A 17,012-nucleotide genomic window follows, 5' to 3' on the forward strand; every position below is an offset into this window, starting at 1 on the left:
CGCGATGAATAACGACGATCGTACCCAGTTCATGCCGACACCCGGTGGCCGTGGCGCCGAGCCGGCCCGCCCGGACCCTGGTCGCGCCCAGCCCGCGCCGCTTTCGATGCCGGCCGCGCCGGTGTTGACCGGCAAAGCCGAAGGTCTCAACCCTCTGGAGAGCGCCGCGGGGCCGCTGCTGGCTTTGCTGACTCGCTTGCGCAACACCATCGCCCACCCGGCACCGGCGAGCCTGCGGGCGCAATTACTGGCCTACCTGCGCCAGTTCGAGGAACGCGCCGAGGCCGCCGGTGTGGTGCGCAACGATGTGTTGCTGGCGCGCTACGCCTTGTGCACCGCCCTGGATGAAGCGGTGTTGAGTACGCCGTGGGGCGGCACCGGCGACTGGGGCAAGCAGAGCCTGCTGATTACCGTGCATAACGAGGCCTGGGGCGGCGAGAAGGTGTTCCAGCTATTGGAACATTGCCTGCAAAGCCCCCGCGAACGTTTGTATCTGTTGGAGCTGTTGTACCTGTGCATGTGCCTGGGTTTCGAAGGGCGCTATCGGGTCATGAATGACGGTCGCAGCCAACTGGAGGCCTTGCGTGAGCGCACCAGTGCGGTCATTCGCAGCGCCCGTGGTGAATACGAGCGTGAACTGTCGCCCCATTGGCGCGGCGTTACCGTGGCGCGCGACCGGCTGGCGCAATTCATGCCGCCATGGATCGCGGTGGCCATCGGTGTGGCGTTGCTGCTGGCCCTGTTGTTCGGCCTGCGCTTGAAACTGGCCGCCGATGCTGAGCCGGTATTCAAAAACATCCACGCGCTGGGCGAGATCCCGGTGCAGGCCATCGACCGTCCGGTGGTGCAGCCGAAACTGGTCGAGCGGCCACGCTTGGCCGGTTTTCTCGCTGATGAAATCAAGGCCGGCCGGGTGGCCGTGGAAGATGCCGTTGACCGTTCAGTGGTGACCATCCGTGGCGATGAGCTGTTCGCCTCGGGCAGCGCCAGTATCGTCGACAATTTCCAGCCGTTGATGCTGCGCATCGCCGATGCGATTCGCAACGTCAAGGGCCAGGTCCGAGTGACCGGCCACAGCGACAATCGCCCGATTGCCACCCTCAGGTTTCCATCGAACTGGGCTTTGTCCGAGGCGCGGGCCACTTCGGTGCTGCAAATCCTTTCGGCCAAGACCGGCCAGCCCGAGCGCTTCAGCGCCGAAGGCCGCAGTGACACCGAGCCGTTGGCCTCGAACGCTACGACCGAGGGTCGCGCACGCAATCGTCGGGTCGAAATCACAGTATTGGCGGAGGGAGTCGAGTGAAGGCGTTTTTCAGTTTTATTGTCCGCTGGGTCATTCCGTTGCTGGGGCTGATCGCCCTGAGCCTGATCATCTGGTTTGTCGGGCCGCTGCTCGAATTCCTGGTGCCCGAAGGCCGGCGCTGGGCGCTGATCATTCTGCTGTTCGCGGTGTGGATCGCCTACCGGCTGTTTCGCATCATCCAGGCCCGCCGTCAGGCCGCCGAAGTCATGCGTAGCCTGGCGGCGCAAACCCCGCCGGACCCGACCAGCATCGCTACGGCGCAAGAGCTCGAAACCCTGCGTCAACGTATGGACGAAGCCCTGGCGCTGTTGAAGAAAGCCAAGCTGGGTGGCGACGAGCGACGCAATCTCTACGAATTGCCGTGGTACGTGATCATCGGCCCGCCGGGTTCGGGCAAGACCACGGCGCTGGTCAACTCCGGTCTGCATTTTCCGTTGGCTGCGCAGTTGGGCGCAGGTGCGGTGCGCGGCGTCGGCGGTACGCGCAATTGTGATTGGTGGTTTACCGACCAGGCCGTGCTGCTCGACACCGCAGGCCGCTACACCACTCAGGACAGCGACGCGACAGTCGACAAGGCCGCCTGGCTGGGCTTTCTGGGTCTGTTGAAAAAACAGCGGGCCCGTCGCCCGATCGATGGTGCATTTATCGCTATCAGCCTCAGCGACCTGTTGCTGGGCAGCGACGCCGAACGCGCCGCCCATGCCGCTGCGATACGCCTGCGCATTCAGGAGCTGTATACCCAATTGGGCGTGCGCTTCCCGATCTACCTGATGCTGACCAAACTCGATCTGGTGCCTGGGTTCATGGAGTATTTCGACACCCTGAGTAAAGAAGAGCGAGCCCAGGTCTGGGGCATGACCTTCGCTCTGGATGACGGCAAAAGCAATGACAGCCCGCTGGCCCATCTGCAAAGCGAATTCGCCGGTCTGGAGCAACGCTTGAACGATCGACTGGTGGAGCGTTTGCAGCAGGAACGTGACCCGGCGCGACGCGATCTGATCTACGGTTTTCCACAGCAGTTCGGCGCGTTGAAGGATTGCCTGCAAAGCTTCCTTGAGGGTGTGTTCAAACCCAACGCTTTTGAAGAGCGAGTGTTGTTGCGCGGGGTGTATTTCACCAGTGGCACCCAGGAAGGCAGTCCGATTGACCGGCTGATCGGCTCCATGGCCCAGAGCATGAACCTGGACCGCCAGCACCTGGCGCGCCAGACCGGCACCGGGCGCAGTTATTTCATCGAAAGACTCTTCAGCGCAGTGGCCTTTGCCGAGCGAGGGCTGGTGGGGGTCAACCCGAAAGTCGAACGTCGACGCAAGTGGATCGCCCAGGGCGTACTGGCCTCGACCGTGGCCTTGGTGCTGGTGGTCGGGACCTTGTGGTGGGTCAGCTACCGCGCCAATCAGGCGTATATCGCGCAAGTCGATCAGAAAGTCGTGCCCCTGGGCCAGGCCGTGCAGAACCTCAGCCCGGCACAGCGGGACGTGCTCGCGGTGTTGCCCTTGCTCAACGCAGTGAAGCACTTGGCCGATGATGCGCCGAACTGGGCCGAAGGCCTGGGGCTGTATCAGGGCGACATGCTTGAAGCCGAGTCCGGCAGTGTCTATCGCAAGCTGTTGATCGCGGTCTTCGCGCCGCGCTTGCTCACGCGTATCGAAGAGCAACTGCACGGCGGCGGCAATTCGGACTTCCTTTACGAAGGCTTGAAGGCCTACCTGATGCTCGCCGACAGCGAGCATTACGATGCTGACTTCATCAAGGCGTGGATCGCCCTGGACTGGGACCGCAGCCTGCCGCGCGACTTGCCGGCCGAGCAGCGCGTAGCCCTCGGTGAGCACTTGCAGGCGCTGTTCGAACGCCATCCACCCACCGCACGTCTCGACCCACGCCTGATCGACGATTTGCGCCGGCAGTTGCAACAACTGCCGGTGGCCCAGCGTGTCTACGACCGGGTCAAGCGGCAGAAACTGCCGGACGGCATCCCGGACTTTCGTATCAGCGAAGCGGCCGGGCACGATGCGGCGCTGGTGTTCAGCCGCAAGAGCGGCAAGCCGTTGGGCGAACCCTTGAGCGGCTTCTTCACCGCCAAGGGTTACCGCCAAGGGTTTTTGCTCACCAGCCTGAATCAGACCGGCACCCTGGCTGAGGAGCAGTGGGTGCTTGGTCACGACCAGGCAGAGCAACAGAACGTCGCCAGCCTGGCCGCCGACGTGCGGCGCCTGTATTTCCAGGATTACCAGCGCCAGTGGGACGCCTTGCTGGCTGATATCGACTTCGTGCCGATCACCAGCGTGGCCCAGGCCGCCGATGTACTGCGGGTGATTTCCGGGCCGACTTCGCCGTTGAAAAAACTGCTGATGGCGGTGGCGAAGGAAACCGACCTGCAACAGGAAGAACGCCTGCTGGCCGCCAAGGGTGCGCCGGTGGAAGGCGGGGTCGACAAGCTCAAGGAGCGCCTGGGCACCTTGCTCGGCCATGAGCAGGCGACGCAAAACACACCTGAGGCCAGTGACGATCCAGTCTCCGCGCATTTTGCCGAACTCAACCGCATCGTCAGCAAGAGCGAAGGCGAGCCGGCAGCCATCGACGGCCTGCTGGCCGACATGAATGCCCTGTATGTGCAGGTCAGCGCCATGGTCGGTGCCAGTGGCGACGCCTTGCTCGGCGAAGCCAAGAACCAGGCTGCGGCGGCGGCGACGCGGGTCAGCCTCAACGCCGAGCGTCAACCGGCGTTGGTGCAGGGCCTGGTCAAGTCGGTGGTCAACTCCACCACCAACAGCATGATGGGCGGGGTACGCAATCAACTGAACGCGGCCTGGACCAGCGAAGTGCTGAACATCTATCGCCAGTCCCTGGCTGGGCGTTATCCGATGTCGCCAGGCAGTGCGCGAGACGCGACTCTCGACGACTTTGGGCAGTTCTTCGGCGTAGGCGGGGTGATGGACAACTACTTCCGCAAGTACCTGCAGCCGTATGTGGATACCTCGACCCAGGCCTGGCGCTGGCAACCGGGTGCCGCGCAGAAGCTCGGCATCGCCCCGGGCGTGCTGCAAACCTTCCAGCGGGCAGCGACCATCCGGGATGCGTTTTTCCGTTCCGGCGGTACCCAGCCGGTGGTGCGCTTCGAACTCAAGCCCGTGGCCATGGACGCCTCCATCACTCAGTTTTTGCTCGACCTCGACGGCCAGCAATTGAGCTACGACCACGGACCGAGCCGTCCGACCGCGATGCAATGGCCCAACCCCGGCAGCATCGGCGTGGTGCGGATCTCGATCATGCCGCCCTCGGCCGGTGGTCGGTCCGGCATCACCCTGGACGGCCCCTGGGCCTGGTTCCGCCTGCTCGAGCAATCGGACCTGACCGCCGGCAACTCGCCGGATCGCTTCAACCTGCGGCTGCGGGTCGACGGCGCCAGCGCCTCTTACGAGCTGCGGGCCAACAGCGCCTTCAACCCGTTCAAGAGCCGTGTGCTCAGCGGTTTCAGCCTGCCGGAGCGTTTATGAGCACGCCGGGTTTCTATGGAAAGTTGGCCAGTCGCGGGGACTTTGTCAGCCGTGGCTTGCTGCAGAGTTTTATCGGCCCCTGGGATTCATGGCTGGCGGCGGGTTTGCTCGCCAGCCAGAGCCTCGGCGACCGTTGGCTGAATGCCTATCTGGTCAGTCCGCTGTGGCGCTTTATGGTCGCGCCCGGTGTGTGTGGGCCGCAGGCCGCCGTGGGGGTGGTGATGCCGAGCGTCGATCGGGTGGGCCGGTATTTTCCGCTGACCGTCGCGGTGCTGCTGGAACACGACGCCGATCCGGCATCGGTGGTCGGCGGTTCGGATGCCTGGTTTGAACAGGTCGAGCAATTGATGTTGAGCACCTTGAGCGTGGAGGCGAGCTTCGAAGCCTTCGGTGCAGGGCTGGAGACGCTGTGTAGCCCGACGTACCTGCGGCGCACCCGGAGCAGCCGTTTTGCCGGTCTGCACCGCTTTGATGTCACCGATCCGCAGGCGCGAATGATCGCCCTCGCCGAACAGGCCTGCGAAGGGGCCAGTGTGTGGTGGGGCCAGGGCTCGGAGCGCATCGCTCCCGGTTTATTGCGGTGCCAGGGCCTGCCGGCCGCCGCTGATTTTGCGCAATTTTTGCTCGGCCAAGAAGGTGTTGTGTAGATGTGTTCAAGCGTTGGAAGGATCCTCAAGTCTGCAAGCAAAAGCCATGTCGGCATGGTCCGCCAGGTTAACGAAGACGCTTGCCTGGACCTGCCGCAAAAAGGCCTGTGGGTGGCCGCCGATGGCATGGGCGGGCACGCGGCGGGCGACTACGTCAGCAGTCTGATTGTCGACAGTCTGCGTAGCATTGCCGTGGGTCGCTCGCTGGATGAATACGTCTCGGCGCTGAAAACCGATCTGCTGCGGGTCAACGCCGCCGTGCGTGAAGAAACTGCCAACCGCGGCGTGACCATGATGGGCAGCACGGTGGTGGTGCTGGCGGCGCGTGATTTGCGCGGGGTGTGCCTGTGGGCGGGCGACAGCCGCTTGTATCGCCTGCGTGACGGCCGGCTCAAACGCATCTCGCGAGACCACAGTTACGTCCAGGATCTGCAAGACAGCGGCTTGCTCAGTGAAGCCGAAGCCCGGGTACACCCGCGGTCCAATATTGTCACCCGCGCCATCGGGGTACAGGCACAGCTGGAGCTGGCGATGGTCGAGTTACTGTTGAAGCCCGGCGACAGTTACCTGTTGTGCAGCGACGGGCTGAACAAGACCGTTGAAGATCATGAGATCCGCGAGGTACTGGGCCACGACGAACCTGGGGAAATTGCCAGCAGCCTGGTGTCCCTGGGTCTGATGCGGGGCGGTCCGGACAACATCACCGTCATCGTCGTGAAGGTGCCTTCATGAACCTCACTGCGAACATGTTGATCCCGGGCTACGACATCGAAGGTGAAATCGGCGAAGGCGCCATGGCCAGTGTTTACCTGGCGACCCAGCGCTCGCTGGAGCGCAAGGTGGCGTTGAAGGTCATGGCCGCCGCGCTGGCAGCCGACCCGAGTTTCTGCGAGCGCTTCCTGCGCGAAGGCAAAACCCTGGCGCGCCTGTCTCACCCGCATACGGTCACCATCCATGACATCGGCAATGTCGGTGAGCTGTATTACATGGCCATGGAATACCTGCCCAACGGCACGCTCAAGGAGCGCATCGCCGCCGGCCTGACGCCGGAGCAGGGCCTGATCTACGTCCGCCAGATCGCCTCGGCGCTGGGCTATGCCCATGGGCTGGGACTGGTTCATCGCGACGTCAAACCGGCGAACATTCTGTTCCGCGCCGATGGCACGGCGGTGCTCTCGGACTTCGGCATCGCCAAGTCGCTGGACGACCGTACTCAGTTCACCCAAGCGGGTTTCGCCGTCGGCACGCCCAGCTACATGAGCCCGGAACAGGCGCGCGGCCAGGACATTGACGGCCGGGCCGATCTTTATGCCCTGGGCGTGGTGCTCTATGAAATCCTCGTTGGCAAACTGCCGTATACCGGCAACGACGCGCTCTCTACGGCCCTGGCGCATTTGACCGAACCGCTGCCGGAGCTGCCGGTGCACCACGGTCGTTATCAAGAGGTGCTGCGCAAGCTGTTGGCCAAGGATCCGGCCGAGCGTTTCCCGGATGCAAAGGCGTTGTTGCAGGCGCTGGATAATCTGCCCAGGGAATCGGTTGAAGCAACCACAATCCGGCCGTTGCCCCTTCCGGTGAGCAATGACCTGGCGGGGCTGACGCCGGTGTCCATCGACATTCCGACCAGCCCCGCGCAGCCACAATCTCAAGCCAGGCCTGTTGCACCGACGGTGAAGTCGACGCCGCAATCCCCGGCCTCGGCGCAGCGCAAGGGGCCGGTGTTCGCGCTTGCCGCTGTTGCGGTAGCCGTGGTGCTGGCCTTGGGTGGCGCGGGTTATTGGTGGCTGTCCAGTGACGTCGAGGCGGACGCCAAGGCGCCAGTGGTTTCACCGCCTCCAGTCAAAGCACCGCCGCCAGCCGTGGCGCCACCGATGACCCCCCCTGTGGCGACAGAAGTCGATAATGGTCAGCGTCCGCTGCTGATGGCCGGCAAAAAAACCTTGTTCCAGCGGGTGCTCAGCAAGCCGGGAGCGAAGCTTGCCAGCGAGCCGGGAGCTACACCCGACAAGGCCTTGCCGGCGTTTTCCGTGCTGTACGTCTATCAGCGCAAAGAGGTGGCCGGTAGCCCGTGGCTGCGTGTCGGCGCCGCTACTGACGGGCGCAGTGACGGTTGGTTGTCGGCCGAGCAGGTCAGCGACTGGAAGCAAAGCCTGGTGCTCAAGTTCACCGAACGCTCCGGCCGGGCGCCGGTGATGTTTCTGCGTCAGGCCGGCGACGTGGAGAAGCTGCTGGCCGACCCGTCAGCGGCAAAAAACCTGCTGCTCAAGGCCCAGCAGAACCACGAAGACAATCAACACGTGTTGGCCCTGGAACCGGCCGCGAGCGCGGTACCGCAGAACCAGTTCTACCTGTTGCCGATCTTCGATTCGCGCGAGAGCTTCGATGAAAACGGCCAGCCCGTGCAGTTGCTGAATGTGGCGTCCATCGACCCCGGCAATGCACCGAAGACCACTGCCGGCAACACCCCGGTCAGTGCCGCCAATGCCGACGCGTTTCGCACCGCCGTAGTGTTGGTCGTCGACACCACCGTGTCCATGCAGCCCTACATCGATCAGGTCCGCGACGTGGTACACCAACTGCAAACCCACATCGCCGAGCGCGGCGAGCAGGACAGCGTCAGCTTCGGCCTGGTGGGGTTTCGCAACAGCATCAAGAAAACACCGGGTCTGGAATACGTCGCTAAAACCTTGATCACCCTGGAGCAGGGTCGCGACCCACAACGCTTCATGGACTTGGCGCGGCAGGTCAAGGCGACCACGGTCTCGAGCCATTCGTTCAACGAAGATGCGTTTGCCGGTGTGATGGAAGCGGTCGAGGGCATGGATTGGTCCGGATATGGTGGGCGCTTGATTCTGTTGATCACCGATGCTGGCGCCCTGCGCAAGAACGACCCGTATGCCTCCACACAAATGAACGAGGCCGAAGTACGTCAGGCCGCGCTAGGCAAGCAGATCAAAATCTACGCCTTGCACTTGCTCAGCGACGCTGGCAAGAAAACCCACGCCGGTGCGCAAAGCCAATATCGCACCCTGACCGCCGACGCCAACCCGCAGATCGGCGACCTGTACATTCCGGTACCGGGCGCCGATGTGCGCAAGTTGGGTGAGCGGGTGGACGAGATCGGTTCGGTGTTTGCCGACCTGGTGCATCAGGTGCGCAGCAACACGCCGCAAACCGTGCCGCTGCTGAGCGCCACGCCGAGCCTGACCGACAAATCAGCAGCCGTCGGCTACGCGATGCACATGGACTTCCTGGGGCGTAAAGCCGCCAGCCAGGCGCCACAACTGGTCAGCGCCTGGACCGCCGACCGTGACCTGACCAACCCGGCCCTGCCGGCGTTCCAGGTATGCGTGATGCTGACCAAGCTGCAGCTCAACGACTTGCAGCAATCGCTGAAACTGATCGTCGACGCCGCCCGCAAGACCCAGACCTCGCCGAAGAATTTCTTCCAGGAAATCGCCAGCGCCAGTGCCTACATGAGCCGCGATCCCTCGGCCTTGCGCAAGGGCGGCAATCTGGCCGACGGCGGGGTTCTGGGGGAGTACCTGGAAGGGCTGCCCTACCGTAGCAAGTCGCTAAACATGACCCAGGATTTGTGGCTTTCGCTGAGCGTGGCCGAGCAGGAGGACTTTATCGACGAACTGGACTCGAAAATCCGCCTCTACGAAACCTTCCATAACGACTTGGCCAACTGGGTGCGTTTCGGCGATGCCGAACCGGGTGATGCCTTGTACCGCGTTCCGTTGTCGACGCTGCCGTGATGCTGAACATGAGCGCGGTGCACAAAAGCCGGGGCGCCGGCAGCCAGCGCTACAGCCTGGTGATTCCACGGCTGCAACTGCGTGCCGGTGAACAACTGGCGGTGGTCGGTCCCAGTGGCTGCGGCAAAAGCACGTTGCTCGATTTGCTGGCGCTGGTGCTGGCTCCGGACCAGGCCGGGCAGTTTGATTTTGCGTCCGGCCAAACCACGACGGACATTGCCGGGCTGTGGTGCGCAGATGCGCAAAGTGCCTTGGCGGATCTGCGCAGCCGGCACTTGGGCTACGTGCTGCAAACCGGTGGCCTGCTGGATTTTCTGGACGTGCGCGGCAACATCGACCTGTCGCGCCAACTGCTCGGTTTGAAAGACGACGGCAGCGTGGATCGTCTGGCCGGGGCGTTGGATATCACTGATCAACTGGGCAAAAGACCGTGCGACTTGTCCGTCGGCCAACGGCAGCGGGTGAGTTGCGCCCGCGCCCTGGCCCATGGGCCGCGCCTGTTGTTGGCCGACGAACCGACCGCTGCCCTCGATCCGCTCAACGCGGAACGGGTGATGCAGTTACTGGTGACCCAGGCTCGTGAACACAGCGTGTGCTGCGTCGTTGCCACCCACGACGAGGCACTTGCCCGCGCCAGCGGTTTGCAGGTGCGACGCATCAGTTGTCATCGCGACGTCGATGGCGGTGTCACCGCCATCCTCGGGGAGGCTTGCTGATGCGTGGCGCGCTGATGGCTTCGCTGGCTTGGCAGGATTACCGCAACAATGCGTGGCTGTCGGCCTGTTCGGTACTGGCGCTGGTGGCGGTGGTCGCGCCGCTGCTGGTGCTGTTCGGCTTGAAATTCGGCCTGGTCAGCAGTTTGACCGAACGCCTGGAAAACGACCCGGCCACCCGGGAAATCATTCCCTTGGGTGGCGGCCGATTCAGTGCCGCGTTTATCGAACAGTTGAGCCGGCGCAGTGATGTGGCGTTCGCCTTGCCACGTACCCGGCAGATTGCCGCGACGGCGGATCTGACCGCTGACGTTTCGACGGTGACCGTCGAAATGATCCCCACCGCCGACAACGATCCCTTGCTCGGCCGTCTGCCGATGCCTCAAGGGCTGGATCAGGTGCTGCTGAGCCAGACCGCCGCCGAAAAACTCGGGGTCAAGGCTGGTGATTGGCTGCAGGCCAGTTTCGGTCGGCAGGTGGCCGGGCATGGCGAGGCGCAGCGCACTCGTGTCCAGGTGCTGCACGTGCTGCCGCTGGAAGCCTTCGCCCGGGACGGGTTGTTCGCGCCATTGACGTTACTGGAAGCGGCTGAAGATTACCGGGACGGTCGCGCCGTGCCTGTGTTTGGTTGGCCAGGTGTTGCGGTGGGTGTGCCGGAGCAGCGGGTGTATCCGGCGTTTCGCCTGTACGCCCGCAGCCTCAATGATGTCGAGCTGCTGCGCCAGTACTTCGCTGCGCAGAACCTGCTGGTTTCGACCCAGGCCCAGGCCATCGCCCAGGTGCAATCGCTGAGCCGCAACCTGTCGATCGTGTTCTGGATCATCGCCGGATTGGCCCTGGCGGGAGCGTTCGCGGCGATTTTTGCCGGGGCGCTGGCGGCGGTCGAGCGTAAGCGTCGAGAGTTGTCGGTGTTGCGTCTGCTGGGATTTTCCACGGCGGCGTTGCTGTTGTTTGTGGTGATACAGGCACTGTACAGCGCCGGCTTTGCCGCCCTGTTGAGCGCCGGGCTGTATGGCCTGGCGCAATCGGGCCTGAACCATCTATTTGTGCAGATGCCGGGTGAGTACGCCAGCCATCTGCTGGCGCGTCACTACGCGTTGGCCCTGGCGGCAGTGTTTGGCGTCAGCGCCGTGGCGGCGGTCTGTGGTGGCTGGCGAGTGGTGCGTATCCAGGCGTGTGAAGGAATCCGAGATGTATAAGTTACTGGGCGCCGCCATGGCGCTGAGCCTGGCCGGCATGGTCTGGGCTGATGACGGCACCGACAAACTGGACAACCCCAAGCCGTTGCCCGATGACGTCAGCCTGCCGCTGCCGTGCGAAGGGCAGATGGTGTTCCGTTACGTCTACATCCTGGCCCAGGGCAGTCTGGACGATCGCGAGATCAGCCTCGGCTACCCGTTCAGCGAAGGCGAGGCCGGTTATCAGCAGTCGTTCATTTCCGGTTATCGCCGGGACTTCATCAATGGCCAGTTCACCCTTAAAGATCTGCCCAAGGACTGGAGCAAGAGCATCACCCCATTGATGCCCAAGACCGACGCCAACACTCCGCTCAAACCGATGTTCTATTTCATCGGCAAATACGAAGTCACCGCCCGCCAATACGCGCAGGTCATGGCCCAGGCACAATCGTTGGCTAGCGGCGAGCCGGCGCCGGCCTGCGAAGCCCTGCAAGCCGAGCTTCCCCAAGGCATGGCCGGGCGTTTGCCCAAGGTGAAACTGTCGCGATTCGAGGCCGAACGCTTCTCGGCGGTGTACAGCGCCTGGCTGATGAAATACCACAAGGACCTACTGCCGGTGAGCGGTCGCGGCACCTCGGCAGAAGAGGGCGGGCTGGGTTTTGTGCGCTTGCCAACCGAGGTCGAATGGGAATTCGCTGCCCGTGGCGGGCAAGCTGTCAGCCGGCAGGACCTGGAAGGGCGTCTGTTTCCCCGGCGCCTGGACGGCAGCGAAAGCGATGGGCCACTGGCGGACTGGGCGGTCTTCAATCAGGTCGCCGGCGGCACCGGTCAGGCCGCGCGGTTGATGCCGATCGGTACCAAACTGCCAAACCCCATCGGCCTGTTCGACGTGATCGGCAACGCCGCCGAGATGGTTCAGGAGTCCTTCCAGCTGGTACACGCCGGACGCCGCCAGGGCACCTACGGCGGCTTCGTGGTCAAGGGCGGCAATTACCTGGAAGGCGAGGGCACCTTGTTCACCGGGATGCGTCGTGAGTACCCGCTGTTCGCCGCCGACGGCACCGAGCAAAACAACGAAACCACCGGCTTCCGGGTCGCGGTTGGCGCGTTGTCGGCGCCCCGTTCGCGCTACAAGGAACTGTTTGCCCAATGGCAGAAAGAAGGCCGGCTGGCTTCGCTGACCGATGCCATCGACGACGCCCAGGACCCGACCAAACGCCTGGACAGCATCATTGCCGCCAGCGTTGATCCACGTCTGCAAGCCGAGTTGGGGTTGGTCAACGAAGAGCTCAAGCGCAACGTCTCGCTCATCGCCCAACAGCGCGAGGAGGCGGCCGGCAACCTGATTCAGTCGGCGGCCTTGGTGGCCGAGACCGTCAACAACTACAACATTCGCCTGACCAATTTGCAGAAGAGTCGTCAGCAGGCCATGGACGCCAAGGACGAGGCCAGCGCCAAGCTGTTCGCCGTGGCTATCGACAACGGCCGCAGCGCGCTGGACGGCGCGGTGGCGATCTACATCGACAACCTGGCGACTGGCACGCGCTACACCGATGCCGTGATCCAGGCGCAGTTTCAACGCATCAAGGAAGAGTTGGAGCGCAAGCCGGTACTGGGCAAAAGCCTGGTGGCGCGCGCGACGTTATTCGTTCGCCATGTCGGTGATTATCGTCAGCAACGACGAGCCGACCCGGCGGCGATATTGAAGGAGTTGCTCGCATCGAACGCTCAGCGGTCTTGATCGTTTGTTGTACAGCGAGCTTTGGAAGGGACTCAGACGGCGGTGGGCTGTGCTGAGCAGGTCAAACCTTAAAAGAGAACATTATTATGCTTTCCTCTCGTAAACCTTTTGCCTCAGTTTCCAAGCGTCATTTGCTGCTGATTGCCGTCGGCTTCAGCACTGTACTGACTGGATGCGCCACGTCACCGACTTCCAAGGTTGCCTCGAGCACCAAGGTCGAGTACTACCCGAACTGCTACGAGCCGGTGCAGCATCTGCGCGCCACCGATTCGAACATGACCAAGTCGGTGGTTACCGGCGCGGCTGTCGGCGCTGTCGGCGGTGCACTGTTGGGCGCCCTGACCGATTCCCAGAACCGTGGCCGCAATGCCGCCATCGGTGCAGCGGGCGGTGCCCTGGCGGGCGGCGCGGTCGGTTACTACAACGAGCGCCAGAAGCAGATCGCCGATGACAACCAGCGCATCGCGTCCTACGCCTCCGACGTCAATAAACGCGCCGCCGACATCGACCGCAGCACCGCGTACGCCAAGGCGTCCCAGCAGTGCTACCAGAGCGCGTTCACCAAACTGGTCGCTGACCGCAAAGCCAAAACCGTTAACGACATCGAGGGCCGCAAGCGTCTGGCAGAAATTGTTTCTGGCCTCAAAGAGTCCAACGACCTGATCGTCGCGGTGAACGGTAAAGCCAGCGAAGACCTGAACAACTACACCCAGGCCTACGAAAAAGACCTGCAGCAGGTTGGCGTGCAGCGCACCGACGTCGTCACCGTGGCGACCGCCGAAACCACGCCGGCCGTGACCCCGACCAAGAGCAAAAAAGTGGTGAAACCAGTGAAAAAACCGGTACTGCCAACCGTGCCGCAAGAAGCGGTCACCACCGAGAAAACCCTGCAGACCGCACAAGCCAAACAGGCCGAAAGCAAGCAAGTCGCCAGCGCAGGCACCACTCAGGTCAACAGCATGTGCAAAAACCCGGACCTGGGCGACTGGGCACCGGTACCTTGCCCGAACGTTTGATTGAGTTTTTGTAGGGCGTTGAGCATCCCCACGTGTTGCGTGGGGATGATCTTGGCGCTATGCGTCGCCATCTCCTGCGCTGGCAAGTGATCCAGCGCTCGCTTCACCAGTAACTGCAGGTTATCCGCCATTCTGCTCAACGCCAATTTGCATCCCTACCAGCTTCCATAGGGGATGCCGAATTTCTCGATGTAGGCTTTGGACTCTTCAGACAGGGGCCGATGTTTTCCGTTGGACGTGCCCCCGTAGGGGCCTTCGGGGTTAATAGTGCCTTGTACGCGGGTGACTTCGGTCGACAATAAACATTGACCGCCCAGCCATACCTTGGCGATTCCTCCAGGCGCCAAGCCTACTATCAGCATGTCTCGGTAATCCGTTATCCATTTACCGTCTGCGCGGCAGAAAGTTTTTTCACCCTGGAGCATGGCGTTTCGCGCCGATTCGGGGATCTCGATGTACGCTTCATACGTCTGCGGTTCGGCCATGGACTGCCAGCGCACGTAGACCAAACGTGGTAGATCAGCTCCCCTTACATATCGACCTTTTCCTACTGGATGTTTAAACCACCCCTTTGCATCGCCCTTGAAGTGAGCCGGTATGCCTTTACTTCGCCCCCGGGGATAGCCAGTCGAGGGGATTCCGCTACCTGCACCTCGAAACACACGCTCATTGATATCAACGACATCCGCCGTTTCGATCCAGACCTCCATGTAGTCGGGCGAAAAAAATCTGAGACTCCAATCGTCATAGGGTAATGATCTGTGCTCGCTATAGGCACATCCTCCCAACAACAACGCGAATAAAAATGTAAAGCTTGTTTTGAACATGGATGAGCGCCTACGCATTCGGGTGCACCACGCGAACATGGTTTTCGGCGGGACGATTGATGAACACGATATCCAGATCGCTGTTGTTGAAGCCTTTGGCGGCGTTCCAGTTCGCAGAGAGATGGATATAGCGCCCAACGAGCAAAGCCTCTTCGTCCAGGCTCAAACCCACGCGACGGGTTTCGCCCAGCGCATAAGCCATCAGTTTTTGAGCGATCGGTTGCAGCTCCACCGGTAGCGCGTACTTTTGATCATCTTCGTCAATAGAGCGGAAAGGTACATCGTGCCTAGCCCCCAGCTCTCGCATGATGCGCAGGTAAATCAGGGCCAGCTCATTACGCACTTCCCGATGGCTACTGACCGCCGCATGCACATGCTGCCACTTTTCCCTGTCACCTTTGACGGTGCGTTCAAACTCCAGTACCCAGGTTTGCACCTGCAATGGCAGATCATGAAGGTTGAGCTGATCCTGAAGGCGATGCAGCTCGGTTTGGGTCCAGCGATGGGCAATGGATCTCACGGGGGACACGTGAGCATCCTCGGTGCTGCGGAATGGCTTGCTGAGCAGAATCCGCTCAGGGACGCGGGGCAGATAACCGCCGCCAAGGTCCGAGTGGGCGCCCGGCAGCACGATATCGGCAGCGCCGGCACTGTTGAGCGAAAAGTTGTGGCGACGCTCGTCCCGCGCCACCAGGTGCACGATTTTTTTGGCCAGGTCCGGCGCCAGGTACAGGTTGACCCCGGGATTGTTGGCGTCGTGGACGCTGATGCCGCCACTGGAAACGCTCGCGACGGCAGCCACGGTGTCGAAGATACCGATGAAGTTGATGGACACATCGGTGTTGGCGCACCAGGCAAACTCCTCGACGAACAGTGGCGAGTTGGCTGGCAGCAGCGTGGCCAATGAGCTCTGTTCTCCTTTCAATACTTCATTGGCAAAGTGTCGCGCGGCAGCGGCGCCCCGACTGAAGCCGAAGATATCAAACTCGATAGACTCAATTTTCCGGTCGGGGTTTGCCAATTCGAATTGTCGGACTTCACGAAGGATGCTTGCCGGGCTTTGCTTAACTCTTGCCAATACACCTTGGGTACCTGCGCCGGTCATTTGTGAAAAAATTGAATCCTTTTCACCACTGCTAGTACCGATGCCATCCAGATAAACGGGGATGTACCCGATGGTTTCGTCATCAGCCAATAACCGTTCACTGTCATTGATGTACAGGTCATACAGCTTCGCCACATTACTGCTGTCATTCCCATAACTGTTATCCGGCGCTCCCCCCTTGCCGTCATACCCATGGGCCTGACAAAACTGCCGAATGTCCTCCGCCTGCTCCTCCAAACCCACATCCCGCGCATAGCACCCAGCGACCATTTCACTGTTGGACCGGTTATTGCCGGTGCCATCGAAGAACACGCCGATCCGCAAGGTAATCCCCTCCAGCTCGACTTCTTCTTCCTCTTCCTCCAGTTCACCTGACGCTTCGTCCTCAAGTGGCGCGGGCGCGACGGATGCCAACAAGCCCGCCGTTGCCCCCGGCAGCAATGCATGTGCGGCCATAGCCGGCACGGGAGAACCACCGACCTCAATCGCGGTACTGCTGAAAATACCGTCAGCGTCGATCACGATGTGCTGACCGCCGACCTTCACCGAAAGGCTCTCACCCGCCTCTATCACAAGGTGCGTACCGGCCTTGATGTGCACCTGCTCACCGGCTTCGATCACCAGGGTTTTGCCGATCCGTGTATGGCTGCTGCTGGCTACCTGTAAGTAGTCGTTAGCCTTGAGCTGGACCTTGCGATCCGCCGCGACCGTGCGATGCTCTTCAGCCCCCAGCACCGTAATGCTGTCGCCCTTGATGGTTTCCTGGCGCTCGTTACCCACTTCCAGCCGGCTGTCGTTTTCGACCTTCTGCTCCAGATCCCGCTGGGCCCGCAGGTAGATCAGCTCCTGCCCGGCGCGGTCTTCGATCGACAGTTCGTTGTAACCACCCGTGCTGGGCGAGCTGTGGCTGCGCAGTACGGTTTTGGTTTTGTTCTCGGGCAAGGGATAGGGTGCAGGTGTGACTTTGTTGCTCAGGCAACCGGTGATCAGCGGATGATCGGGATTGCCTTCGAGGTAGGTGACGAGGACTTCCATGCCGATACGCGGAATGGTCACCGCGCCAAAATGCTCCCCAGCCCAGCTGGAGGAAACCCGCAGCCAGCAACTGCTTTTTTCGCTGTCGCGTTCGGCCCGGTCCCAGTGAAACTCGACTTTGACGCGACCATATTCATCGCAGTAGATCTCTTCGCCGGCCGGGCCGGTGACGCGGGYGGTCTGGCAGAC

The 17,012-nt window shown here is 62.0% G+C and carries 11 protein-coding genes; 9 read left to right on the plus strand and 2 right to left on the minus strand.

Features of this window, described 5'->3' with window-relative positions:
* Nucleotides 1-4 precede the first annotated feature (4 nt).
* The 9 genes from AC1DIG_RS28345 to tagQ all read left to right on the plus strand — a co-directional run bounded on the left by AC1DIG_RS28345 (nt 5) and on the right by tagQ (nt 13,856).
* Nucleotides 5-1,303 (plus strand): DotU family type VI secretion system protein, encoded by a 1,299-nt coding sequence (locus tag AC1DIG_RS28345; protein ID WP_477769975.1) that lies wholly within the window; start codon nt 5-7, stop codon nt 1,301-1,303.
* Nucleotides 1,300-4,800 carry a type VI secretion system membrane subunit TssM gene (gene tssM / locus AC1DIG_RS28350; RefSeq protein ID WP_477769976.1) on the plus strand — a complete coding sequence of 1,167 codons (3,501 nt, stop codon included), beginning with the start codon at nt 1,300-1,302 and terminating at the stop codon, nt 4,798-4,800. The genes AC1DIG_RS28345 and tssM overlap by 4 nt, the downstream gene beginning before the upstream one ends.
* Entirely contained in the window at nt 4,797-5,447 is a 651-nt protein-coding gene (gene tagF / locus AC1DIG_RS28355) for a type VI secretion system-associated protein TagF (protein WP_477769977.1), read from the plus strand. Before tssM ends, tagF begins: the two co-directional genes overlap by 4 nt.
* Complete coding sequence (locus tag AC1DIG_RS28360; protein ID WP_477769978.1) at nt 5,448-6,179, plus strand: PP2C family protein-serine/threonine phosphatase; 732 nt, start codon at nt 5,448-5,450, stop codon at nt 6,177-6,179.
* The gene (locus tag AC1DIG_RS28365; protein WP_477769979.1) at nt 6,176-9,208 is read left to right on the plus strand and encodes a serine/threonine-protein kinase; all 3,033 of its coding nucleotides are present in this window, start codon (nt 6,176-6,178) and stop codon (nt 9,206-9,208) included. The genes AC1DIG_RS28360 and AC1DIG_RS28365 overlap by 4 nt, the downstream gene beginning before the upstream one ends.
* The gene (locus AC1DIG_RS28370) at nt 9,208-9,924 is read left to right on the plus strand and encodes an ABC transporter ATP-binding protein (RefSeq protein ID WP_477769980.1); all 717 of its coding nucleotides are present in this window, start codon (nt 9,208-9,210) and stop codon (nt 9,922-9,924) included. Before AC1DIG_RS28365 ends, AC1DIG_RS28370 begins: the two co-directional genes overlap by 1 nt.
* Entirely contained in the window at nt 9,924-11,120 is a 1,197-nt protein-coding gene (locus AC1DIG_RS28375) for an ABC transporter permease (RefSeq protein WP_477769981.1), read from the plus strand. Before AC1DIG_RS28370 ends, AC1DIG_RS28375 begins: the two co-directional genes overlap by 1 nt.
* Nucleotides 11,113-12,840 carry a formylglycine-generating enzyme family protein gene (locus AC1DIG_RS28380; RefSeq protein ID WP_477769982.1) on the plus strand — a complete coding sequence of 576 codons (1,728 nt, stop codon included), beginning with the start codon at nt 11,113-11,115 and terminating at the stop codon, nt 12,838-12,840. Before AC1DIG_RS28375 ends, AC1DIG_RS28380 begins: the two co-directional genes overlap by 8 nt.
* An 86-nt stretch (nt 12,841-12,926) precedes the next feature.
* The gene (gene tagQ, locus AC1DIG_RS28385) at nt 12,927-13,856 is read left to right on the plus strand and encodes a type VI secretion system-associated lipoprotein TagQ (RefSeq protein WP_477769983.1); all 930 of its coding nucleotides are present in this window, start codon (nt 12,927-12,929) and stop codon (nt 13,854-13,856) included.
* A gap of 155 nt (nt 13,857-14,011) precedes the next feature.
* Here the strand turns inward: tagQ and AC1DIG_RS28390 are convergent, their stop codons facing one another.
* Nucleotides 14,012-14,683: a DUF2931 family protein gene (locus AC1DIG_RS28390; protein ID WP_429539544.1), complete on the minus strand. Its 672-nt coding sequence runs from the start codon at nt 14,681-14,683 to the stop codon at nt 14,012-14,014.
* A 10-nt stretch (nt 14,684-14,693) separates the two neighbouring features.
* On the minus strand, nt 14,694-17,012 hold a 2,319-nt coding region (locus tag AC1DIG_RS28395; RefSeq protein WP_477769984.1), incomplete at its 5' end, for a T6SS phospholipase effector Tle1-like catalytic domain-containing protein.

It is taken from the genome of Pseudomonas sp. 05N431, from assembly GCF_056397005.1.